Origin of the sequence: Pseudoxanthomonas suwonensis (assembly GCF_010093235.1) — a bacterium.
In the GTDB taxonomy this organism is placed as follows: Bacteria; Pseudomonadota; Gammaproteobacteria; order Xanthomonadales; family Xanthomonadaceae; genus Pseudoxanthomonas; species Pseudoxanthomonas suwonensis.
The window spans coordinates 118,779-139,695 of sequence record NZ_PDWP01000004.1; the positions used below are offsets into that span (position 1 = coordinate 118,779).

Sequence of the window (20,917 nt, forward strand, 5' to 3'; positions counted from 1 at the left end):
GCGCTTCTCTGTGCGGAAAGGGACATGATTCTATCCCTCCCGGCGGGTGGGCCCGCACGCTTCACCTCCTGCAAAGGCAGGCCGATTAAACTTCCGGCACCCCACGACGTGGATCCACCGTGCCGATGCTCCTCCTCCGCCAGGGCAGCCAGTACCTCGCCTTTGGCCTGCTGCAGCTGCTGGTCGACTGGGCCGTGTTCGTGGCGGCGACCGCGCTCGGCCTGGACGCGGTGCCGGCCAACCTGCTGGGCCGCACCAGCGGCGCCATGCTCGGGTTCTGGCTCAACGGCCGCTACACCTTCGCCTGCGAGGACGGCGCACGCCTGGGCTGGCAGCGCTTCCGCCGCTTCGGCGTGCTGTGGATCTCCATGACCATCGCCAGCACGGTGCTGGTGCACGCGGTCGAGCAGCACCTGGGCCTGCACTCGGCGTGGATGGCCAAGCCCGTGGTCGAGGGCGGGCTGGCCATGGTCACCTTCTTCCTGCTGCGCAGGCTGGTCTACCGCTGAGGCGCCTCAGCGCCGGAGGAAGTTCCGCAGCAGGTCATGGCCGTGCTGGGTCAGGATCGACTCGGGATGGAACTGCACGCCTTCCACCGGATGCTCGCGGTGGCGCAGCCCCATGATCTCCTCGAACGAACCGTCCGGGTTCTCGGTCCAGGCGGTGATCTCAAGGCAGTCCGGCAGCGATTCCTTCTCCACCACCAGCGAGTGGTAGCGGGTGGCCTCGTAGCCGTCCGCCAGGCCGGCGAACACGCCCTTGCCCTGGTGCCGGATCGGCGAGGTCTTGCCGTGCATGATGTTGCCGGCGCGCACTACTTTGCCGCCGTAGGCCTGGCCGATGCTCTGGTGGCCCAGGCACACGCCCAGGATCGGCGTGGTCGCGCCCAGGCGCTCGATCACCTCCAGCGACACGCCCGCCTCGTTCGGCGTGCACGGACCGGGCGAGATCACGATGCGCTCCGGCGCCAGCTTCCGGATCTGGTCGACGCTCATGGCGTCGTTGCGCACCACCTTCACCTCCGCCCCCAGCGCCTGCAGGTACTGCACGAGGTTGAAGGTGAAGCTGTCGTAGTTGTCGATCATCAACAGCATGGTGGATTCCTCAGAGTCCCTGCGCCGCCTGCGCCACGGCGCGGAACAGCGCGCGGCCCTTGTTCATGGTCTCGTCCCACTCCTTCTGCGGGTCGGAGTCGTAGACGATGCCCGCGCCGGCCTGCACGTGCAGGCGGCCGTCCTTGATCACGGCGGTGCGGATGGCGATGGCGGTGTCGGCGTCGCCGTGCCAGCCGATGTAGCCGATGCTGCCGGCGTAGACGTTGCGCTTGATCGGCTCCAGCTCGCGGATCACTTCCAGGGCGCGGATCTTGGGCGCGCCGCTGACGGTGCCGGCCGGGAAGGTGGCGCGCAGCACGTCGGCGTAGCTGAGGCCCGGCAGCAGCCGGCCAGTGACCTCGCTGACGATGTGCATGACGTGGCTGTAGCGCTCGATCACGAAGCGCTCGCCGACCTCGACGCTGCCCGGCTCGGACACCCGGCCGACGTCGTTGCGACCCAAGTCGATCAGCATCACGTGCTCGGCCAGTTCCTTCGGATCGGCCAGCAGCTCCTGCTCCAGGGCCTGGTCCTCCTCCGGCGTGCGCCCGCGCGGGCGGGTGCCGGCGATCGGGCGCACGGTGACCTGCCCGCCCTGCAACCGCACCAGGATCTCCGGCGAGGAGCCGACCACCTGCACCTCGCCGGTATCGAGGAAATACATGTACGGCGACGGGTTGAGCGCGCGCAGGGCGCGGTACACGTCCACCGGACGGGCGTTGAACGGCACGCTCAGGCGCTGGCTCAGCACCACCTGGAACACGTCGCCGGCGCGGATGTATTCCTTGGACTTCTCCACCGCCTCGATGAAGCCTTCGCGGGTGAAGCCGGAGACGAAGTGGCTCTCGTCCAGCACGTCGCGGCTGATCGGGGCCGGGTACTGGCCGGGTTGGCGCAGCTTGGCCACCAGCGCATCCAGCCGCTCCTGCGCGGCATCCCAGGAACCGGGCTGGCGCGGATCGGCATGCACGATCAGGTACAGGCGCCCCTTGAGGTTGTCGAACACCGCCAGTTCCTCGGACAGCATCAGGTAGATGTCCGGGGTGCCGATCTCGTCGCGCGCGGTGTTGCCAGCCAGGCGCGGCTCGATATAGCCGATGCATTCGAAACCGAACCAGCCGACCAGGCCGCCGGTGAAACCGGGCAGGCCTTCCAGCTGCGGCACCGAGTAGGAGTTGCGCAGGGCCTCGACCTCGGCGAACGGATCCGCGACCTGGCGGGAGTCGACAACACGGCCGTCCTCGCGCGTTTCCATGGAGTGGCCACGGAAGCTGATGGTGCGGCGCGCGGGCAGGCCGATGATCGAGTAGCGGCCGAAACGTTCGCCGCCCTCGACCGATTCGAAGAGATAGGTGTGCGGGGCGTCGGCCAGCTTCAGGTAGACCGAAAGCGGGGTGTCGAGGTCGGACAGGACCTCGCGGACGACGGGGACGCGGGTGTAGCGGGCTTCAGCGGCGTGGCGCTGGAACTGTTCGGACGTGATCAAGGCAGGCTTCCTTCCGGCAATACGGGGCATGGCAAACGACGGCATGGGGCCGCCATCGCCAAGCCTGGCGCGCGGAGAAGCGGTGGAGCCTGATCGTCTGGCCGAACATGCCGCCCACTTTACCCGCATCGGCGCGCGCGCGCAGCGCCTGCGCGTGGCTCAGGAAGGTTGCGAGAGCAACGGGCTGTCGACCGGCAGGCGCATGCGCAGCCTGCCGGGCACGCATTCGATGCGGAAGCGGCGGGCCTGCAGCGGCTCGCCGTCGAGATTGAGGGTGAACGGCCCGGCCAGGCCTTCCAGCTCCACCCATGGCAGCCGCGCCCGCTCGGCGATGCGTTCCAGCGCGGCGCGCTGGCCCTGCTTGACCAGGGTGCCGAGGGTGGCGGCCAGTTCGCCGGAAAGCTCGGGGATCACGGTCAGCTCCAGCAGGCCATCGTCGATGCGGGCCTCCGGGCACAGCTCGCGTCCGCCGCCGGCCTGGCGGCCGTTGCCCAGGCCCAGCGCGATCAGCCCGCCCTGCCACTCGAAACCGGGGCCGCGTGCGCGCAGCTCCACCGGCTCGATCCTGCCCAGTCTCGCGATCCCGGTGACAAGGTAGGCCAGGCCACCGAGCAGGCTCTTGAGGCCTTCGTCGGTCTCCACGGTCACTTCCGTACCGAAACCGCCACTGGCCAGGTTGGCGCACCAGTGGCGCTGGCCGTCCGCCTCGATGCGCAGCAGGTCCACCGCCGGCGCCGGCGCCTGCAGGGCCAGGGCGAGCGCACCGGCAGGTTCGTCGGGAATCCCGGCGGCGGCTGCGAAGTCGTTGGCCGTGCCCAGCGGCAACAGCGCCAGCGCGGGCAACGCATCGGCGCCGCCCTGCTGGTCGGCCAGCGCCTGGGCGACCTCGCTGAGGGTACCGTCGCCGCCGCCGGCGACGATCGTGCCTGCACCGGCATCCAGCGCCTCGGCGACGTAGCGGGCGGCGTCGCCGTCCTCCCAGGTCACCCGCACCGCCACCGCGTGTCCCTCCCCGCGCACGGTGGCCACGGCGTCGCGCACGCTGTCCTCGCCGGCGGACTTGCCATTGAGGACCAGCCAGAGGGCGGGGGGAGTCGGGGCGGATCCAGGCATGCGTGCAATCCAGTGGGATGCGCGCACGCTAGCAACGTGCGGCCGGAACAGGCGTGAAGCGGAGCCGCCCCGTCACCGCCACGTCATCGGCACGCGCCCGCCTGCGGGTGCAGCAAGCGGTGGCGGGACGGCCCCGGAGGCGGCGACGCGCGTGGCGGTGGTGTCGCCGGCCTGCGCCTCAGCCGCGCGCGGCGGCCACCGCGGCCTTCATCCGGCCGACCACGTCGATGTAGTGCTCGCGGGTGCGCGGCTCGGCGAAGATCGCCGAGCCGGCGACGAAGGTGTCGGCGCCTGCGGCGGCGATCTGGCCGATGTTGTCGGCCTTGACCCCGCCGTCGATCTCCAGCCGGATCGGTTTGCCGGTCTTGTCGATCATCGCCCGCACCGCGCGCAGCTTGTCCAGGGTCGAGGGGATGAAGGCCTGGCCGCCAAAGCCGGGGTTGACCGACATCAGCATCACCAGGTCCAGGTCCTCCAGCACCCAGTCCAGCACCTCGACCGGGGTGGCCGGGTTGAGCACCAGGCCGGCCTGGCAGCCATGCGACCTGATCAGCTGGATGGTGCGGTGGACGTGGCGGCTGGCCTCCGGGTGGAAGCTGATGAGGCTGGCGCCGGCGGCGGCGAAGTCCGGGACGATGCGGTCCACCGGCTCGACCATCAGGTGCACGTCGATGAAGGCCTGTACGCCGTGCTTGCGCAACGCCTGGCAGACCATCGGGCCGATGGTGAGGTTGGGGACGTAGTGGTTGTCCATCACGTCGAAATGCACCCAGTCGGCGCCGGCGGCGACGACGTTGTCGACTTCCTCGCCCAGGCGGGCGAAATCGGCCGAGAGGATGGACGGGGCGATGACGGTGGGCTGCATGGCTCGGCTCGCAGGGTCTGGATTCGGGACGGTGTCGCCCGCGCGCATCAGCGGCGCTTGCGCAGGGCGCGGATGCGGTCGTAGGCGGCGTTGATGGCGCGGGCGCGCTGCTCGGCCTGGGCGCGCAGTTCCGGCGCGGCCCCGGCGACGCGGTCGGGGTGGTACTGGGACATCAGCCGGCGATAGGCCTGGTCGATCTCGGCGTCGCTGGCGTCCGGCTCCAGGCCCAGCTCGGCGTACGGGTTCTCGCGCCGGCCCAGGCCGAACCAGTCGGCGTCGAAGGCGTGGCCGACCAGCAGGCCGATCACGGCGCCGAACAGCGGATTGGGCCTGAACAGCAGCGCCCCGGCGACCAGCCCCAGCAGTTTTCCGTACCAGCGTTTCATGCGGCGGCGCGCCCCGGAGGCGTCCACGTGGGGAGCGCGCGATTGTACGGCACAGGCGGCCCCGCTGGCCGTACACTGTGCGACCCGCCGCCGGCCGGGTACCGTTCGCGGCGGCCCTGTCAACCTGAGCACTGCCCGGAGACTGCGTTGTCCACGACCCTGCTCCAGTCCGATCTCCCCGGCCTGCCGCTGCGCCACCGCGGCAAGGTGCGCGACGTGTTCGACCTGCCCCGCGAACGCATTCCGGATGCGGCCCTGGCCGCCACCGGTCCCGGCGCCGTGTCGCCGGACGGCTACCTGCTGATGGTGGCGACCGACCGCCTGTCCGCGTTCGACGTGGTCCTGCCCGACCCGATCCCGGGCAAGGGCGAGATGCTGTGCCAGATCTCCAACTTCTGGTTCGGCAAGACCGCGCACCTGATGCCCAACCACCTGACCGGCATCGACGTGGCCGCGGTCCTGCCCGAGGGCGTGGACCCGGCGCTGTATGCGAAGCGCGCGGTGGTGACCCGCAAGCTCAAGCCGGTGCCGGTGGAAGCCATCGCCCGCGGCCACCTGATCGGCAGCGGCTGGAAGGACTACCAGCGCACCGGCAAGGTCAGCGGCATCGCCCTGCCGGCCGGACTGCGCCAGGCCGAGCAGCTGCCGGAGCCGATCTTCACTCCCTCGACCAAGGCCGCCGTCGGCGACCACGACGAGAACATCGACTTCGACGCCATGGTGCGCGCGGTCGGCGCCGACCTGGCCGAGCGGGTGCGCGACGCGACCCTGCGCCTGTACCGCTTCGCCGCCGCCTACGCGGCCGAGCGCGGCATCCTGCTGGCGGACACCAAGTTCGAGTTCGGCACCGACGCCGACGGCCGCCTGTACATCATGGACGAGATGCTGACGCCGGATTCCTCGCGCTACTGGCCGGCGGACGAGTACCAGGTCGGCACCAGCCCGCCGAGCTACGACAAGCAGATCGTGCGCGACTACCTGGAGACCCTGGACTGGGACAAGACCCCACCGGGCCCGACCCTGCCGCCGGAAGTGATCGAGCGCACCCGTGCCCGCTACGCCGAGGCGCTGCAGAAGCTGGCCGGGATCGCGGTCGACTGAACCGCCGCCGGGCCGCGCGGCCCGCGGCGCGGCCCCTCCGTCGCCGCCGCGGGCTATGCTGCGGACCAGGGGGGACCGTCCTGGTCCGGGAGGATCCATGGAAGCCACCGCACAGCGGCCGATCGACCGCTATTTCGCCAGTTATTCGGCCGACCATCGCAACCGGCTCAACCAGCGCATCCACGTCGTCGCGGTGCCGGCCATCCTGTGGTCGGTGGTGGCGCTGGTGTGGTGCGTGCCGGTGGCCGGGACCCTGGCCCGCACCGGGATCTGGGCGGCGCTGGCGATGTTCGCCGCCTGGTCCTTCTACAACCGGCTCTCGCGCCGGCTCGGCCTCGGCATGCTTGCCCTGTTCTTCTTCTGCGGCTGTGTCTGCAGGCTGATCGAGATGCGCCTGGGCCTCACCGCGCTGCTGGCGGCAGGCGCCGCGGTGTTCGCGATCGCCTGGATCGCCCAGTTCATCGGCCACCACTACGAGGGCCGGCGCCCCAGCTTCCTCACCGACCTGGTCTACCTGCTGATCGGGCCGGCCTGGGTGATGGCCAAGTGCTACCGCCGGATGGGCTGGCGGTACTGACCAGCGGGGCGCGCCCACGCGGAGGACACTCGGGCCACTGTTAAACTCCGGGGTTCACCTCGACGGCCGAACGTCCGCCCTGATGGTCCCATTCCTGGAAGTACTCCTCGCCCTGCCCTTCCTGGCGGCGGCGCTGCTGGCCCTGCTGCGCCCACGTTCGCGCGCGGCCGCCGCATGGATCGCCGGAGCGGCCCCGCTGCTGGGCCTGGTGGTACTGGGCTGGCTGGCCCCCTCGATCCTGCAGGGCTGGATCGTCCGCGGCGAGCACGCCTGGATCCCGCAGATCGGCCTGGATTTCGACCTGCGCCTGGACGGCCTGGCCTGGATGTTCGCCGGCCTGGTGCTGGCGATCGGCGCGCTGGTGGTGCTGTACGCCCACTACTACCTGTCCGCGCGCGACAGCGCGGCGCGCTTCTTCAGCTACCTGCTGCTGTTCATGGGCTCGATGCTGGGCGTGGTCGTGGCCGGCAACCTGCTCCTGCTGTTGGTGTTCTGGGAACTGACCAGCATCAGCTCGTTCCTGCTGATCGGCTTCTGGACCCACCGCCAGGACGCGCGCGAGGGCGCGCGCATGGCCCTGGCCATCACCGGCGGCGGCGGCCTGGCCCTGCTCGGCGGCGTGCTGCTGATCGGCCGCATCGTCGGCAGCTACGACCTGGACGCGGTACTGGCCTCCGGCGAGCTGATCCGCGACAGCGCGCTCTACCCCTGGGCGCTGGGCCTGGTGCTGGCCGGCGTGTTCACCAAGAGCGCGCAGTTCCCGGTGCACTTCTGGCTGCCGCACGCGATGGCCGCGCCCACCCCGGTTTCGGCTTACCTGCACTCGGCGACCATGGTGAAGGCCGGCGTGTTCCTGCTGGCGCGGCTGCACCCGGCGCTGGCCGGCAGCGACCTGTTCTTCTACCTGGTCAGCGGCATCGGCGCGGCGACCCTGTTGCTGGGCGCCTGGTTCGCGATCTTCCAGCACGACCTCAAGGGCCTGCTGGCGTACTCGACCATTTCCCACCTGGGCCTGATCACCCTGCTGTTCGGCCTGTCCACGCCGATGGCGGTGGTCGCCGGCGTGTTCCACATCCTCAACCACGCCACGTTCAAGGCCTCGCTGTTCATGGCCGCCGGCATCATCGACCACGAGACCGGCACCCGCGACATCCGCCGCCTGGGCAACCTGAGGAAGGCGATGCCGATGACCAGTGCGCTGGCGGTGATCGCCTCGCTGGCGATGGCCGGCATCCCGCTGCTCAACGGCTTCCTGTCCAAGGAAATGTTCTTCACCGAGGCGCTGGATATCCGCGGCCACGGCTACATGCGCCTGGCCATCGCCATCGCCGCCCTGCTGTACGGCATCTTCGGCGTGGCCTACAGCCTGCGCTTCGTCTACGAGACCTTCTTCGGCAGGGGTCCGCGCGCCCTGGACCGCGAGCCGCACGAGCCGCCGCGCTGGATGAAGATCCCGGTCGAGGTGCTGGTGGTGCTGTGCATCGCGGTCGGCGTGTTCCCGGCCTTCACCGTCGCCCCGATCCTGCATGCCGGCGCCGGCGCCATCCTCGGCGCGGACATGCCCGACTACAGCCTCGCGGTGTGGCACGGGCTCAACGTGCCGCTGCTGATGAGCCTGTGCGGCATCGTCGGCGGCATCGCCCTGTACTTCGGCCTGCGTCGCCTGTTCGACCTGCACGCGATCGTGCGCGGCTCGCTGGGGCGCAACGTGTTCCGCTGGAACATGGACGCGCTGTACGCGCTGGCCAACCGCTTCACCACCCGGATCGCCAACGGCAGCGTCCAGCGCAGCATGCTGCTGCTGGTGCTGGCGGCCCTGTCCGCCGGCGCCGCGCCGTTCGTGGACTCGCTGGGCGGCGGCGACCTGCCCGCGCTGCGCGCGCCCTCGTCGATGCCGCTGCTGGGCTGGTTCCTGTGGTTCGTGATGGTGGCCTGCACCGCCTGGACCATCCGCCTGTACCGCCAGCGCCTGCTGGCCCTGCTGGTGGTCGGCGGAATCGGCCTGATGGTCAGCATGGCCTTCGTGTTCCTGTCCGCCCCGGACCTGGCCCTGACCCAGCTGCTGGTGGAGATGGTCAGCCTGGCCCTGCTGCTGCTGGGCCTGCACTACCTGCCGCCGCGCTCGCCGCCGGAACGCCGCCCCGCGCGCCGCTACCGCGACATCGGTATCGCCGCCGCCGCCGGCCTGGGCGTTGCGCTGCTGGCGTACGCGATGATGACCCGCGACCCGAGCCCCGACGCGGCCAGCGTGGAGATGCTGGCGCGCTCGCTGCCGGAGGCCTACGGCCGCAACGTGGTCAACGTGATCCTGGTCGACTTCCGCGGCTTCGACACCTTCGGCGAGATCACCGTGTTCGGCGTGGCCGCGCTGATCGTGCACGCCCTGCTGCGGCGCGCGCGGATGGCCCCGGAAAAGGTCATGTCCGGCGGTCCAGTGAAGCTGCCGGTGCCGGCGGACCTGGCCCAGCTGCTGTTCCCGCTGACCCTCACGGTGTCGGTGTTCCTGTTCCTGCGCGGGCACAACGCCCCGGGCGGCGGCTTCATCGCCGGCCTGGTGCTGGCGGTGCCGCTGCTGATCCAGTACGTGATCCAGGGCGCGGCCTCGGTCGAGTCGCGCTTCGGCTTCGACTACATCCGCTGCATTGGCGTGGGCCTGGTGGTGGCCGCGGCCAGCGGCGCGGCTGCGTTCCTGTTCGGCGTGCCGTTCCTCACCAGCGGCCACCTGGAGCTGGAACTTCCGCTGGTCGGCAACCTGGAACTGGCCAGCGCCATGGGCTTCGACACCGGCGTGTACCTGGTGGTGTTCGGCGGAGCCATGCTGATCCTGTCGATGCTCGGCACCATCCGTCCCTCGCGCACCACCGTGGCGCGGCTGGGCGTGATCGAGCCGGGCCAGCGTTCGACCCGTACCGGAGAACTGGGCTGATGGAACTGGCGATGGCGAGCGCAATCGGCATCCTCACCGCCGCGGGCGTGTACCTGCTGCTGCGCGCGCGCAGCTTCGACGTGATCCTGGGGCTGACCCTGCTGTCCTACGCCACCAACCTGCTGATCTTCTCCAGCGGGCGCCTGGTGACGGGCAAGGCGCCGGTGCTGCGCGACGGCATCCCCGCCGAGCCGGCGTACTACACCGACCCCCTGCCCCAGGCCCTGGTGCTGACCGCGATCGTGATCGCCTTCGCCATGACCGCAGTGATCATCGTGCTGGCCATCCGCAGCCGCGCCGACAACAACAGCGACCATGTCGACGGCAGCCGCGCCGAAGCGGAGTTCCAGCGACGCGAGCAGCTGCGCCACGACGAGGCGCGCCTGGCGGCGCACGCGGCCGAGCTGGTGGCGGGCAATGAATCGGTGCCGGCCCAGGGCGCGGTGGCCTCGCCCGACCGCGAGGGCCGCGCATGAGCGCGCACCTGCCGCTGCTGCCGATCCTGGTGCCGCTGGTGGCCGCGGCCCTGGCACTGATGTTCGAGCACCGACGCTTCGGCATGGCGCCGCAGCGGATCGTGGCCTGGACGTCGATGGCCCTGATGCTGTTGGTCGCCGTGCTGCTGGTGCGCGGCGCAGGCGGCGGCGAGGTCGCCGTGTACCTGCTCGGCGACTGGCCGGCGCGGCTGGGCATCGCCCTGATGGTGGACCGGCTGGCGGCGCTGATGCTGCTGGTCGCGGTGCTGCTCGGCATCGGCTGCCTGCTGCACGCCTGCGCCGGCTGGGACCGCCGCGCGCCGCATTTCCATGCGTTCTTCCAGTTCCAGATGATGGGCATCAACGGCGCCTTCCTCACCGGCGACGTGTTCAACCTGTTCGTGTTCTTCGAGATCCTGCTGATCGCCTCCTACGGCCTGATGCTCAGCGGCGGCCGCGGCGAGCGCATGCGCGCCGGCCTGCATTACGTGTCCTTCAACATCGCCGCCTCGACCCTGTTCCTGGTCGCCCTGGGCCTGGTCTACGGCCTGCTCGGCACGCTCAACATGGCCGAACTGGCGGTGCGCGTGGCCGAGGTGTCGCCGCAGGACCGCGCCCTGGTCCAGGCCGCCGGCGGCCTGCTGCTGGTGGTGTTCTGTGCCAAGGCGGCGCTGCTGCCGATGTACCTGTGGCTGCCGGAGACCTATACCCATGCCCCGGCGGCGGTGGCGGCCCTGTTCGCGGTGATGACCAAGGTCGGCCTGTACGCGGTGCTGCGCGTGGGCTCCCTGGTGTTCGGCCTGGCCGGGCCGCTGGCCGGCTTCGCCTGGCCGGCGATGCTGGTGCTGGGCGCGATCACCCTGGTACTGGCGGCGCTGGGCGTGCTGGCCGCGCGCCGGCTGCGCTCGCTGGCCGCCTACCTGGTGCTGTCCTCGGCGGCGACCCTGTTCATCGCCTTCGCCCTGGACACCGCCGGCACGGTGGGCGCCGGCCTCTACTACCTGGTGCACAGCACCTTCGCCGGCGCGGCCCTGTTCCTGCTGGCCGACCTGGTGCGCCGCCGCCGCGGCGCGGCCAGCGACCGCAAGGACGTGGTCGCCGCCCTGCCCGGCTCCACCGTGCCGGCCGCGCTGTACCTGGTGGCCGCGGTGTCGCTGGCCGGCCTGCCGCCGCTGTCGGGCTTCATCGGCAAGCTGGTGATGCTGGAGGCGGTACCCGATGGCCCGCGCACGTTCTGGGTGTGGCTGCTGGTGCTGGGCAGCAGCTTCATGATGCTCGTGGGGCTGGCGCGCGCCGGCACCCGCCTGTTCTGGCGCCAGGAGCCATGGCCCGACGCTTCGCCCGAACAGGTCGCCCGATACGTGCCGCGCGAGCAGATGCGCGAGGCGCCCAGCCGTCCGCTGGAAACGGCCGCCACGGTCCTCCTCCTCGCCTACGGCGTGGCCATGGTCCTGGGCGCTTCGCCGATGCTGGAATACACCCGCGCCACCGGCACCCAGCTGCAGGCGCCGGAAGCCTACGTGGAACAGGTGCGGGCGACGCTGCCGCAAGGGAGGACCCCGTGAGCACCAGGGAACGCAAGCCGCTGCTGCGCCGCATCGTCCCCTCGCTGCCGCTGGCGGCGACGGTGTTCGTGTTCTGGCTGCTGATGAACTCGGAGGTCAGCGTCGGCCATGCGCTGATGGGACTGCTGCTGGCGCTGGTCATCCCGCCGTTCGCCGCGCGCCTCGACCGCGAGTTCGCCCGCATCGGGCGGATCGGCGGGATCCCGCGGATGCTGTGCGTGCTGGCGCTGGACGTGGTCCGCTCCAACATCACCGTGGCCCGCCAGGTGCTGGGCCCGGAGGAGGAAATCACTCCCGGCTTCATCTGGCTGCCGCTGGACATCGGCAACATCCATGGCATCGCCGCGCTGACCAGCATGATCACCCTGACCCCGGGCACCGTATCGGCATCGCTGTCCGAGGACCGCCGCTACCTGCTGGTGCACGTGCTCAACCTCAAGGACGCGGACGCCGTGATCCAGGAGATCAAGACCCGCTACGAGGCCCCACTCATGGAGATCTTCCCGTGACCCCGCAGGCACTGGTCGGCTGGGCCATCGTCGGCACCATGCACGTGACCGCATTCGCCATGCTGCTGGCGCTGTACCGCCTGCTGCGCGGCCCCTCGGTGCCCGATCGCATCCTGGCCCTGGACACCCTGTCGGTGGCCGCGATCGCCCAGCTGATCCTGCTGGGCATGCACCTCAATACGGCCATCTACTTCGAGGCGGCGCTGATCATCGCCATGCTCGGTTTCGTCAGCACCGTGGTGCTGAGCAAGTACGTACTGCGCAGGGACATCGTCGAATGAGCTGGATCATTGCCATGCTGCTGGTCTTCCTGCTGGCGGCCGGCGCCTTCTTCATCCTGGTCGGCTCGATCGGCCTGGTGAAGTTCTCCGAGTTCTTCAAGCGCCTGCACGCGCCGACCAAGGCCAGCACCCTGGGCGTGGGCTGCGTGCTGCTGGCCTCGGTCGGCTACCACTGGCTGGGCGAGACCGACCCGCAGCCGCGCGAGCTCCTGATCACCGCGTTCCTGTTCATCACCGCGCCGATCGGCGCCCACCTGATGGCCAAGGCGGCGCTGTCGCTGCACATGGCCGAGCGCCCGGCCCAACCCGAGGGCGAGGCGGTGGGCGAAGGCCGGGGACCCGACCAAGACGCCTGAACGCCGCTCAGAGCAGCACCAGCTCCAGCACGACCCAGGCCGCGAACACAGCCGCCAGGACGCCGCCCTCGCCGCGCGAGAGCCGCCGGTCGCCACCCAGCATCGGCAGCGCCAGCAGGGCCAGCGCCAGCAGCGCAGGCAGCTCCAGGCGCACGAAGGAGGCCGGCAACGCCAGCGGCCGCACCGCAGCGGCGCCTCCGACCACCAGCAGCAGGTTGCACAGGCTGGAACCGAACACGTGGCCGGCGACCATGTCGCCCTGCCCGCGGCGCGCGGCGGCCACCGCCGCGGCGATCTCCGGCAGGGTGGTGCCGATGGCCACCGGCAGCAGGCCGGCCAGCAGCGGTGTCAGGCCCCAGGCCTGCCCCAGTTCCAGGGCGGCGGCGACGACCCAGCGCGCGCCGAACCACAGCAGCGCCAGGGCGATGGCCAGCCGCAACAGGTTCAGGCCCAGGCCGGTGCGGGTGGCGGCGTAGGCGGCGATCCCCTCCTGCACCTGGCGCGCCTCCAGCGTGCTCCGGCGCAGGACGAACGCCAGCACCAGGACGTAGGCGACCACCAGTGCCAGGCCGTCGGGACGGCCGATGTGGCCGTCGAGGCCGAGCGCCACCATGGCCACCGCCGCCGCCACGAGCATCGCCAGCTGCGGCAGCAGCAATCGCGCGCGCAGCAGCAGCGGCGCCGCCAGCGCGGCCAGGCCCAGGGTCAGGCCGAGGTTGGCCAGCGTGCTGCCGACCGCATTGCCCAGCGCCAGGTGCCCCTGGCCGATCGAGACCGCCCGGAGGTTGACCACCAGTTCCGGCAGCGAGGTGGCCAACGCCAGCAACAGCACGCCGGCCACGAACGGGCGCATTCCCAGCCGCTGCGCCAGCCCGGAAACGCCCTTGACCGCCGAATCGCCGCCCAGCGCCAGGAGCAGCAGGCCGAGCGCGAACAGTCCCAGTGTCGCCGCCATCGCGATCCTCCCTCGAAGGGCCGATTCCATGCGGCGCGGCAGGCAACCGCCGCGGCGGCTCAGCCGCAGCCTTCGACGTAGTCCACCTGCGGAGGCAGGCCGACGCGCCAGCCGTGGACGAAGCCGTCCGGCGTGACCTCGAACACAAGCACGGCCGGGGAATCGTCCGGGACGACCCGCAGGTACAGGCCGCCGTCCAGGTACTTGTGCGGGCGTTCCTCCACCTGGCCCGGGTAGAGATCGTGGATCCGCGCCGCTTCCATGCCGATCCGCCCGCCACCCGGCGCCTCGGCCCCGGCCTGGTCCACGTCCACCCTGACGAAACGCCCGCCTTCGATCATGAAGGCGGTGCCGAACCCATCCTCCGGACGTGGCTGCGGGAACAGGTAATAGCAGGCCTGCGGATCGACCGGATTGGGACCGCCCTCGATCTCGCCTGTCCACGCCTCGCGCAGGTCCTCGGGGCCAGCCCCGAACGGCACCGGCCCGAAGCCTTCGAAACTTGCGGAAAGCGGCGCCAGCGACGAGGCCGCGTGCGGCACCGTGGCCGGCGGCACCGTTTCGGCTTCCTCGTAGACCGGGTGCTCCTGTGCCGTGGCGTCCCAGGCTTCGTCCCGGGTCCCTGCCTCCGGTGCCCGGGTGCACGACGCCAGCGCGAGTGCCAGGACCAGCAGGCAGGCATCGATCTTCCTTGCCGACGACGACATGTTTCCCCCGGATGCGAGCCGCATTGGGGAAGGCTGCCGGAGCCCCCGTCAACGGGGAGCGAAGGCCGCGCCGGTGGCGCCGTCAGCGCGGCGGCTGGAAGTGCCGCTTCAGTCCCGCCCAGCACTCCAGGTAGTCGCGCTGGCGGTGCGGGGCGTCGAGTGCCTGCGCGGTCGGCCGCAGCACGGCGCGGGTCTCGAACATGAAGGTCATGGTCCCGGTGATCACGTCCGGCTTCGACAGGTCCGCCTGCGAGGCCTTCTCGTAGGTGGTCGCGTCCGGGCCATGGCCGCTCATGCAGTTGTGCAGCGAGCAGCCACCGGGCACGAACCCTTCCGCCTTGGCGTCGTAGGCGCCGTGCACCAGGCCCATGAACTCGCTGGCCACGTTGCGATGGAACCACGGCGGGCGGAAGGTGTGCTGCGCCACCAGCCAGCGCGGCGGGAAGATCACGAAGTCGACGTTGGCCGTCCCGGGCGTATCGCTGGGCGAGGTCAGCACGGTGAAGATGGATGGATCCGGGTGGTCGAAACTGATCGAGCCGATGGTGTTGAAGCGGCGCAGGTCGTAGCGCCACGGCACGTGGTTGCCGTGCCAGGCCACCACGTCCAGCGGACTGTGGTCGATCGGCGCGCGCCACAGGTGGCCCTGGAACTTGGCCACCAGCTCGAAATCGCCCTCGATGTCCTCGTACGCGGCCATCGGCGCCTGGAAGTCGCGCGGGTTGGCCAGGCCGTTGGAGCCGATCGGCCCGAGGTCCGGCAGCCGCAGGTGCGCGCCGAAGTTCTCCAGCACGTAGCCGCGGGAGGCGCCGTCCGGCAGCTCGACCCGGAAGCGGATGCCGCGCGGCACCAGCGCCACCTGCTGCGGTTCGACCTCGACCACGCCCAGCTCGGTGGCGATGCGCAGCCGGCCCTGCTGCGGCACCAGCAGCAGCTCGCCGTCGGCATCATAGAAGTAGCGGCCGGCCATGTCGCGGTCGGCCGCGTACAGGTGCACGCCCACGCCCGCCTGCGCCGCCGGCGAGCCGTTGCCGGCCACGGTGTACAGGCCTTCGACGAAATCGGTGGGCTGCGCCGGCAGCGGCAGCGGATCCCAGCGCAGCTGCTCCGGGGTCACCGGGCCGTTGCCGAAATCGTTGTGGAGACGCGGCTGGTCGAACGGCGCGAAGCCGCCATGCATCGACGCCGGGCGGATCCGGTACAGCCAGCTGCGCCGGTTCTGCGCGCGCGGGGCGGTGAAGGCGGTGCCGGAGATCTGTTCGGCGGACAGCCCGTGGGCCACCCGCTGCGGCGAGTTCTGGCCTTCCGGCAGCGTCCCGGGAATGGCTTCGCTGGCGAACTCGTTGCCGAAGCCGGTCATGTACTGCAGTTCAGTCACAGCGTTCATCCTCGTTCGCCCTGCAAGCCCCTCCCCCTTCCGGAGAGGGGCTTTCCCGTCCTGCTGTCAGAGGACGCCGCGCCGCATCTGGTCGCGCTCGATGCTCTCGAACAGCGCCTGGAAGTTGCCCTCGCCGAAGCCTTCGTTGCCCTTGCGCTGGATGATCTCGAAGAAGATCGGGCCGATCGCGTTCTGGGTGAAGATCTGCAGCAGCTTGCGCTTCTTGGTCTCGGGATCCGCGTCGATCAGGATCCGGTTGCGGCGCAGGCGCTCCACGTCCTCGCCGTGCTCCGGGATGCGCTGGTCGATCACGTCGAAGTACGTGTCGGGCGTGTCCAGGAACTCGATGCCGGCCTCGCGCATCTTCTCCACCGTCACGTAGATGTTGTCGGTGAAGCAGGCGATGTGCTGGATGCCCTCGCCGTGGTAGGCCTCGAGGTATTCGTTGATCTGCGACTTGGGATCGGACGACTCGTTGAGCGGGATGCGCACCATGCCGTCCGGCGCGGTCATGGCCTTGGAGAACAGGCCGGTCTTGGCGCCCTTGATGTCGAAGTAGCGGATCTCGCGGAAGTTGAACAGCCGCTCGTAGTAGTCCGCCCACTTGGCCATGTTGCCCTGGTAGAGGTTGTGGGTCAGGTGGTCGATGAAGGTCAGGCCGAAGCCAGCAGGCTTCAGGTCCACGCCGTCCTCGTACGCGTAGTCGGGGTCGTGGATCGTGCCCTTGGCGTCGTAGCGGTCGACCAGGTACAGCATGCAGTCGCCGATGCCCTTGATCACCGGCGCGGCCACCGCCTTGCTCAGCTCGTCCTGCGGCGCGAACGGCTCGGCGCCGTTCTTCAGCGCCTGGGTGCGGACCCAGTCGGCCAGCTTCTTGACCCGGATGGCGAAGCCGCAGGCGCTGGGACCGTGCTTTTCGGCGAAGCGCGCGGCATACGAGTCCGGATCCTCGTTGAGCAGGAATGTGCAGTCGCCCTGCCGGTAGGTGCTGATCGGACGGCTACGGTGATGGGCGACCTTGGTGAAGCCCAGCTTGCGGAAGTAGTCGTGGAGCTGGCCGGCCTGGCCGGCGGGGGCGGCGAACTCGACGAACTCGAAGCCGTCGATGCCCATGGGGTTCTCGAAAGTGGTGACCGCCATGCCCGGAGCGGGGCCGGCAGCGGACGAAAGGACTTGCGGTTGCACGCTCATGATGGCTTCCTGATCGCTCCCCGCCGGGGAACGGGGTCTTGGGATAGACCCTTTATAGTTACGTGTGCAACCACATGCAAGGTACCCTGCCGCAATGACTGCTACTGCCAGCCAAGACGTATCCGGGTCCGCTAATGCAAGGGACGCTGCCGGTCACGCACAGCTAGAACTCGAACGCTTCCTGCCATACCGCCTCAGCGTGCTGTCCAACCGGGTCAGCCAGACGATCGCCGACATGTACCAGAAGCGTTTCGGCCTGGCGATCACCGAATGGCGCGTGATGGCCGTGCTCGGTCGGTTCCCCGACCTGTCGGCCAACGAGGTCGCCGAACGCACCGCGATGGACAAGGTCGCCGTCAGCCGCGCCGTCGCGCGCCTGCTCGAGCGCAGCCTGATCAAGCGCGACATCCACAGCGACGACCGCCGCCGCTCGGTGCTCTCGCTGTCCGAGGTCGGTTACACGGTCTACGACGAGATCGCGCCGATGGCGCTGCAGGCCGAACAGCGCCTGGTGGCTACCCTCGACGACGAGGAGCGGCAGATGCTTGACCGCCTGCTCACCAAGCTCGCCGGGCCCGGCCTGACCGCGCTGCGCGACGGCAACTGACCAGGCACTACCTGCCTGCGGGGAAGGGAACGGGGGAAGGGGAAGGACGCAGGCGCCGGTCAGGGCGCAGGCGGCGCCCACGTCTCGAGGAATTCCCGGATGCGTTTGGCATCGGCACGGCCGTCGCGCCGCAACAGCGCGTCGCCCGGGCCGGCATGCAGTACCTGCGCGTCGGCGTCCAGCACCACCAGGTGCGGCGCCGGCGCGTCGGCCGCCTGCGGATAGCCCTCGACGAACGCCGCATTGCCAGGGGCGCTGCGGTCGACCCGCACCCAGACGAAGCCGGCGTTGCGCCGCGAACGCAGCGCCGCGTCGCCCTCGATCCCGGCGGCCAGCGCCTCGCAGGGTTCGCAGCCGGGCTGGCCGAACTCCAGCACGATGTGGCGGCTGCCACGCCGCGCCTCGACCTGCGCGCTCTCCAGGTCGTCGACGGCGCTGCGGGACGGATCGAATGCCGCCCGCAGCCCCGCCAGCGCGGCGACGTCGGCCGCCGCGCGGGTATTGCCCGACGCCACCGGTTCGGTGGCATCCGGCGCGTGCGCTTCCTGCGGGGTGGTGTCGACCGGCCGCGGGGGACCGGCCGGATGCTGGGAATCGCTCCCGCACCCGGCCAGCGCCAGGAGCATCGAGGCCATCACCGCGTCGCGCGCACCCGCCATGCTCACTTCACTCCGTGCATCAGCTTCTGGATCAGCGGCGCGACCAGGAACAGCAGCACGCCGGCGCCCAGCAGCGCCCAGAAGCCAAAGGTATACCCGGCCAGTGCCGACTCGGTGGTCATGCCGCCTTCACCGCTGACGCTGGAGGCGAAGATGCCCGACAGGTTGTTGCCGATGGCGATCGACAGGAACCAGCCACCCATGGCCAGGCCGGTCAGCTTGGCCGGGGCCAGCTTGGTGGTCATCGACAGGCCGATCGGCGACAGGCACAGCTCGCCCACCGACTGGATGACGTAGACCATGAACAGGGTCCAGAACGGGATCTTCAGGGTTTCCGGGTCGACCAGGCTGGACAGGGCGAACATCAGCAGCAGGAAGGCCAGGCCGTTGAAGATCAGGCCCAGGCCGAACTTGCGCGGGATCGACGGATTGGCGCGCCCCATCGCCACCCACAGCCATGCCAGCACCGGGGCCAGGGTGATGATGGCGATGGAGTTGACCGACTGGAACCAGCCGACCGGGAAGATCCAGCCGCCGAAGTCGCGGTTGACGATGTTCTGGGCCAGGAAGTTGAACGAGCTGCCGGCCTGTTCGAAGAACATCCAGAACAGCACGTTGAAGCCGAAGATGATCAGCATCGCGATCACCATGTCGCGCTGCACCTTGCCCTCGCGGATGCCCTCGACCAGCAGCATGATCGCCGGGGCGATGAACAGCGCGATCAGGATCCAGTTCAGCACGCCGGCGTCGATGGTCAGCAGCGAGTAGTACACCGGGATCGCCACGAATGCGCCGACGATCACCATCGCCACGCGCCCCAGGCCGGTGGCATTGGCCGGCGCCGCGCCGATGCCCTTGAGCTGGGCGCGGCCGAACCAGAACCACAACAGGCTGAAAAGCATGCCGATGCCGGACGCAATGAACACCACCTTGTAGGCCGGCAGTTCCGGAGTACCGCCAAACATGCGCTCGGCCAGCCAGCCGGTCAGGATCGGGGCGATGAAGGCCCCGAGGTTGATGCCCATGTAGAAGATGGTGAAGCCCGAGTCGCGACGCTGGTCGCCGGTCGCGTAGACCTTGCCGACGAGGGTCGAAATGATCGGCTTGAACAGGCCATTGCCGACGATGATCGTGGCCAGGCCAAGCTTCAGCATGGTCTCGCTGGGCGCCATGATCATGAACAGGCCAGCGGACATGAAGGCCGCGCCGACCAGGATCGAGCGCTGGTAGCCGATCAGCTTGTCGGCCACGTAGCCGCCGAAGATCGCCGCCGCGTACACCAGCGCCAGGTAGGCGCCGTACAGCTCGCTGGCCGGGGCCTCGCCCCTGGCGTCACCGCTGTAGAACTGGGCCACGATGTACAGGACCAGCGCCCAACGCATGCCGTAGAACGCGAAGCGCTCCCAGAACTCGGTCATGAACAGCATCCACAGGGGACGCGGATGGCCCAGGGTCTGGGGGAATTCGGGTAGGGAGGGCGTCTGCGGCGGGACCGCGGCCTTGGGCTCGACGACGTCGGCGCTCATGGATTTCCTTGCAAAAGAACGGACGGGACTTCACGGCGACGGGCGCCGGAACCGGGCGAGAATCACCGACCGGCCCCGGGTCGTCAATCGGCAAGCGCGGCAAACCCGCTGGACCGCCCCCGGGATATCCATTCAAAATCAGTGTGTTACGACTGAAACCGGCGCCATGAGCGGGTGCTCACCGGGAGCGTGCCATCCTCGCCCGGTACCCGACGCGGCTCAGGTCCCGATGCTGGTCCGGACTTCGAACAGTTCAGGGAAGAAGGTCAGGTCCAGCGCCTCGCGCAGGAACCCCACCCCGCTGGAACCGCCGGTGCCGCGCTTGAAGCCGATGATGCGCATGACCGTGCGCATGTGGCGGAAGCGCCAGGTCTGGAACTGGGTTTCCAGGTCGACCAGGTCCTCGCTGAGCGAGTACTCGCGCCAGTAGCGGTCGGTGTCCTCGTAGATGCGCTCGAACACCCTGCGCAGGGCCGGATCGCTGACATGCGGCGTGGTCCAGTCGCGGCCCGGCTGCAGGTACTCGGCCGGCACCGCGTGGCCGAAGCGCGACAGGTACAGCAGGAACTCCTCGTACAGGCTGGGACGCTCCAGCTCGACGCGCAGCGCCGCCTGTCCCTCCGGGTCGTGGGCGAACACCTTGACCATGTCCGCGTTCTTGTTGCCCAGCAGGAACTCGATAGCGCGGTACTGCAGCGACTGGAAGCCGGAGGACGGGCCCAGCAGGTCGCGGAAGCCCATGTATTCCGAAGGCGTCATCGTCTCCAGCACCGACCACTGCTCGACCAGCTGGCGCAGCACCTGCTTGCCGCGGGCCATCACCTTGCGGCACTGCCAGACCTGGTCCTGCTGCAGGAACGCGCGCGCGGCCTGCAGCTCGTGCATCAGCAGCTTCAGCCACAGCTCCGACACCTGGTGCTGGATGATGAACAGCATCTCGTCGTGGTGCGCGGGCTCGGACAGCGGCTTCTGCGCCGACAGCAGCCTGTCCAGCTGCAGGTAGCCGGCATAGGTCATGCGGCCCTGCAGGTCGGTGTGGATCCCGGGTTCGAGCGGTCGCTGGTTCTTTTCGAGGGTCATCGGTCGCGGCGGCCAGGCGCGGGAGCGCGCAAGGGGCGCAAGCGTAACGCAGTGCAACACGCATCGCCTGCCCGACGCT

21 protein-coding genes and 1 pseudogene are annotated in these 20,917 nt (G+C 69.9%); 10 read left to right on the forward strand and 12 right to left on the reverse strand.

Annotation, left to right across the window (positions count from 1 at the left end):
- Positions 1-125 precede the first annotated feature (125 nt).
- Positions 126-509, forward strand: coding sequence for a GtrA family protein (locus tag CSC68_RS03000; protein ID WP_162202015.1), 384 nt, complete (start codon positions 126-128; stop codon positions 507-509).
- A gap of 6 nt (positions 510-515) precedes the next feature.
- Here the strand turns inward: CSC68_RS03000 and CSC68_RS03005 are convergent, their stop codons facing one another.
- From CSC68_RS03005 to CSC68_RS03025, 5 genes are all read right to left on the reverse strand, one after another.
- Positions 516-1,094: an anthranilate synthase component II gene (locus CSC68_RS03005; RefSeq protein WP_162202016.1), complete on the reverse strand. Its 579-nt coding sequence runs from the start codon at positions 1,092-1,094 to the stop codon at positions 516-518.
- Positions 1,095-1,104: 10 nt separating this feature from the next.
- A complete protein-coding gene (trpE, locus tag CSC68_RS03010) occupies positions 1,105-2,580 on the reverse strand; it encodes an anthranilate synthase component I (RefSeq protein WP_162202017.1) in 1,476 nt (491 codons plus the stop codon).
- 159 nt (positions 2,581-2,739) lie between these two features.
- A complete protein-coding gene (gene yegS / locus CSC68_RS03015) occupies positions 2,740-3,693 on the reverse strand; it encodes a lipid kinase YegS (protein WP_162202018.1) in 954 nt (317 codons plus the stop codon).
- Between the two features lie 178 nt (positions 3,694-3,871).
- Complete coding sequence (gene rpe / locus CSC68_RS03020; protein ID WP_162202019.1) at positions 3,872-4,558, reverse strand: ribulose-phosphate 3-epimerase; 687 nt, start codon at positions 4,556-4,558, stop codon at positions 3,872-3,874.
- A gap of 47 nt (positions 4,559-4,605) precedes the next feature.
- The gene (locus CSC68_RS03025; protein ID WP_162202020.1) at positions 4,606-4,944 is read right to left on the reverse strand and encodes a J domain-containing protein; all 339 of its coding nucleotides are present in this window, start codon (positions 4,942-4,944) and stop codon (positions 4,606-4,608) included.
- Positions 4,945-5,091: 147 nt separating this feature from the next.
- On the opposite strand from CSC68_RS03025, the gene CSC68_RS03030 reads away from it, so the two are divergent.
- From CSC68_RS03030 to CSC68_RS03065, 8 genes and pseudogenes are all read left to right on the forward strand, one after another.
- Complete coding sequence (locus tag CSC68_RS03030; protein ID WP_162202021.1) at positions 5,092-6,045, forward strand: phosphoribosylaminoimidazolesuccinocarboxamide synthase; 954 nt, start codon at positions 5,092-5,094, stop codon at positions 6,043-6,045.
- A gap of 97 nt (positions 6,046-6,142) precedes the next feature.
- Entirely contained in the window at positions 6,143-6,622 is a 480-nt protein-coding gene (locus CSC68_RS03035) for an Mpo1 family 2-hydroxy fatty acid dioxygenase (RefSeq protein ID WP_162202022.1), read from the forward strand.
- An 82-nt stretch (positions 6,623-6,704) separates the two neighbouring features.
- Positions 6,705-9,548: a monovalent cation/H+ antiporter subunit A gene (locus tag CSC68_RS03040; RefSeq protein WP_162202023.1), complete on the forward strand. Its 2,844-nt coding sequence runs from the start codon at positions 6,705-6,707 to the stop codon at positions 9,546-9,548.
- A pseudogene (locus tag CSC68_RS03045) lies at positions 9,548-9,916 on the forward strand (Na+/H+ antiporter subunit C); the annotation flags it as partial. The gene CSC68_RS03040 and the pseudogene CSC68_RS03045, both read left to right, overlap by 1 nt.
- A gap of 104 nt (positions 9,917-10,020) precedes the next feature.
- Positions 10,021-11,589 (forward strand): monovalent cation/H+ antiporter subunit D, encoded by a 1,569-nt coding sequence (locus CSC68_RS03050; RefSeq protein WP_162202025.1) that lies wholly within the window; start codon positions 10,021-10,023, stop codon positions 11,587-11,589.
- Entirely contained in the window at positions 11,586-12,098 is a 513-nt protein-coding gene (locus tag CSC68_RS03055; protein WP_162202026.1) for a Na+/H+ antiporter subunit E, read from the forward strand. The genes CSC68_RS03050 and CSC68_RS03055 overlap by 4 nt, the downstream gene beginning before the upstream one ends.
- A 38-nt stretch (positions 12,099-12,136) precedes the next feature.
- On the forward strand, positions 12,137-12,379 hold the full coding sequence (locus tag CSC68_RS03060; protein ID WP_232207892.1) for a K+/H+ antiporter subunit F: 243 nt from the start codon (positions 12,137-12,139) through the stop codon (positions 12,377-12,379).
- Entirely contained in the window at positions 12,376-12,735 is a 360-nt protein-coding gene (locus tag CSC68_RS03065) for a Na+/H+ antiporter subunit G (protein ID WP_162202027.1), read from the forward strand. Before CSC68_RS03060 ends, CSC68_RS03065 begins: the two co-directional genes overlap by 4 nt.
- A gap of 7 nt (positions 12,736-12,742) precedes the next feature.
- Here the strand turns inward: CSC68_RS03065 and CSC68_RS03070 are convergent, their stop codons facing one another.
- The 4 genes from CSC68_RS03070 to hppD all read right to left on the reverse strand — a co-directional run bounded on the left by CSC68_RS03070 (position 12,743) and on the right by hppD (position 16,966).
- Positions 12,743-13,690, reverse strand: coding sequence for a sodium:calcium antiporter (locus CSC68_RS03070; RefSeq protein ID WP_162202028.1), 948 nt, complete (start codon positions 13,688-13,690; stop codon positions 12,743-12,745).
- Between the two features lie 59 nt (positions 13,691-13,749).
- Positions 13,750-14,397 (reverse strand): hypothetical protein, encoded by a 648-nt coding sequence (locus CSC68_RS03075; RefSeq protein ID WP_162202029.1) that lies wholly within the window; start codon positions 14,395-14,397, stop codon positions 13,750-13,752.
- A gap of 82 nt (positions 14,398-14,479) precedes the next feature.
- Positions 14,480-15,784 (reverse strand): homogentisate 1,2-dioxygenase, encoded by a 1,305-nt coding sequence (gene hmgA / locus CSC68_RS03080; RefSeq protein ID WP_162202030.1) that lies wholly within the window; start codon positions 15,782-15,784, stop codon positions 14,480-14,482.
- Between the two features lie 57 nt (positions 15,785-15,841).
- Positions 15,842-16,966: a 4-hydroxyphenylpyruvate dioxygenase gene (gene hppD / locus CSC68_RS03085; protein WP_162202031.1), complete on the reverse strand. Its 1,125-nt coding sequence runs from the start codon at positions 16,964-16,966 to the stop codon at positions 15,842-15,844.
- A gap of 94 nt (positions 16,967-17,060) precedes the next feature.
- Here hppD and CSC68_RS03090 point away from each other — a divergent pair, with 94 nt between their 5' ends.
- Complete coding sequence (locus CSC68_RS03090; RefSeq protein ID WP_162202032.1) at positions 17,061-17,573, forward strand: MarR family winged helix-turn-helix transcriptional regulator; 513 nt, start codon at positions 17,061-17,063, stop codon at positions 17,571-17,573.
- 59 nt (positions 17,574-17,632) lie between these two features.
- Here CSC68_RS03090 and CSC68_RS03095 read toward each other — a convergent pair whose 3' ends face one another.
- From CSC68_RS03095 to CSC68_RS03105, 3 genes are all read right to left on the reverse strand, one after another.
- Complete coding sequence (locus CSC68_RS03095) at positions 17,633-18,232, reverse strand: thioredoxin domain-containing protein (protein ID WP_162202049.1); 600 nt, start codon at positions 18,230-18,232, stop codon at positions 17,633-17,635.
- 2 nt (positions 18,233-18,234) lie between these two features.
- Complete coding sequence (locus CSC68_RS03100; protein WP_162202033.1) at positions 18,235-19,758, reverse strand: peptide MFS transporter; 1,524 nt, start codon at positions 19,756-19,758, stop codon at positions 18,235-18,237.
- A 219-nt stretch (positions 19,759-19,977) separates the two neighbouring features.
- Positions 19,978-20,838, reverse strand: a complete 861-nt coding sequence (locus CSC68_RS03105; protein ID WP_162202034.1) for a tryptophan 2,3-dioxygenase — start codon at positions 20,836-20,838, stop codon at positions 19,978-19,980.
- Positions 20,839-20,917 lie beyond the last annotated feature (79 nt).

Coding starts and splice junctions, on each gene's coding strand:
- CSC68_RS03000 (WP_162202015.1), top strand. CDS start 126: ATGCTCCTCCTCCGCCAGGGCAGCCAGTACCTCGCCTTTGGCCTGCTG.
- CSC68_RS03005 (WP_162202016.1), bottom strand. CDS start 1,094: ATGCTGTTGATGATCGACAACTACGACAGCTTCACCTTCAACCTCGTG.
- yegS (WP_162202018.1), bottom strand. CDS start 3,693: ATGCCTGGATCCGCCCCGACTCCCCCCGCCCTCTGGCTGGTCCTCAAT.
- rpe (WP_162202019.1), bottom strand. CDS start 4,558: ATGCAGCCCACCGTCATCGCCCCGTCCATCCTCTCGGCCGATTTCGCC.
- CSC68_RS03025 (WP_162202020.1), bottom strand. CDS start 4,944: ATGAAACGCTGGTACGGAAAACTGCTGGGGCTGGTCGCCGGGGCGCTG.
- CSC68_RS03035 (WP_162202022.1), top strand. CDS start 6,143: ATGGAAGCCACCGCACAGCGGCCGATCGACCGCTATTTCGCCAGTTAT.
- CSC68_RS03040 (WP_162202023.1), top strand. CDS start 6,705: ATGGTCCCATTCCTGGAAGTACTCCTCGCCCTGCCCTTCCTGGCGGCG.
- CSC68_RS03050 (WP_162202025.1), top strand. CDS start 10,021: ATGAGCGCGCACCTGCCGCTGCTGCCGATCCTGGTGCCGCTGGTGGCC.
- CSC68_RS03060 (WP_232207892.1), top strand. CDS start 12,137: ATGCACGTGACCGCATTCGCCATGCTGCTGGCGCTGTACCGCCTGCTG.
- CSC68_RS03065 (WP_162202027.1), top strand. CDS start 12,376: ATGAGCTGGATCATTGCCATGCTGCTGGTCTTCCTGCTGGCGGCCGGC.
- CSC68_RS03070 (WP_162202028.1), bottom strand. CDS start 13,690: ATGGCGGCGACACTGGGACTGTTCGCGCTCGGCCTGCTGCTCCTGGCG.
- CSC68_RS03075 (WP_162202029.1), bottom strand. CDS start 14,397: ATGTCGTCGTCGGCAAGGAAGATCGATGCCTGCCTGCTGGTCCTGGCA.
- hmgA (WP_162202030.1), bottom strand. CDS start 15,784: ATGAACGCTGTGACTGAACTGCAGTACATGACCGGCTTCGGCAACGAG.
- hppD (WP_162202031.1), bottom strand. CDS start 16,966: ATGAGCGTGCAACCGCAAGTCCTTTCGTCCGCTGCCGGCCCCGCTCCG.
- CSC68_RS03090 (WP_162202032.1), top strand. CDS start 17,061: ATGACTGCTACTGCCAGCCAAGACGTATCCGGGTCCGCTAATGCAAGG.
- CSC68_RS03095 (WP_162202049.1), bottom strand. CDS start 18,232: ATGGCGGGTGCGCGCGACGCGGTGATGGCCTCGATGCTCCTGGCGCTG.
- CSC68_RS03100 (WP_162202033.1), bottom strand. CDS start 19,758: ATGAGCGCCGACGTCGTCGAGCCCAAGGCCGCGGTCCCGCCGCAGACG.
- CSC68_RS03105 (WP_162202034.1), bottom strand. CDS start 20,838: ATGACCCTCGAAAAGAACCAGCGACCGCTCGAACCCGGGATCCACACC.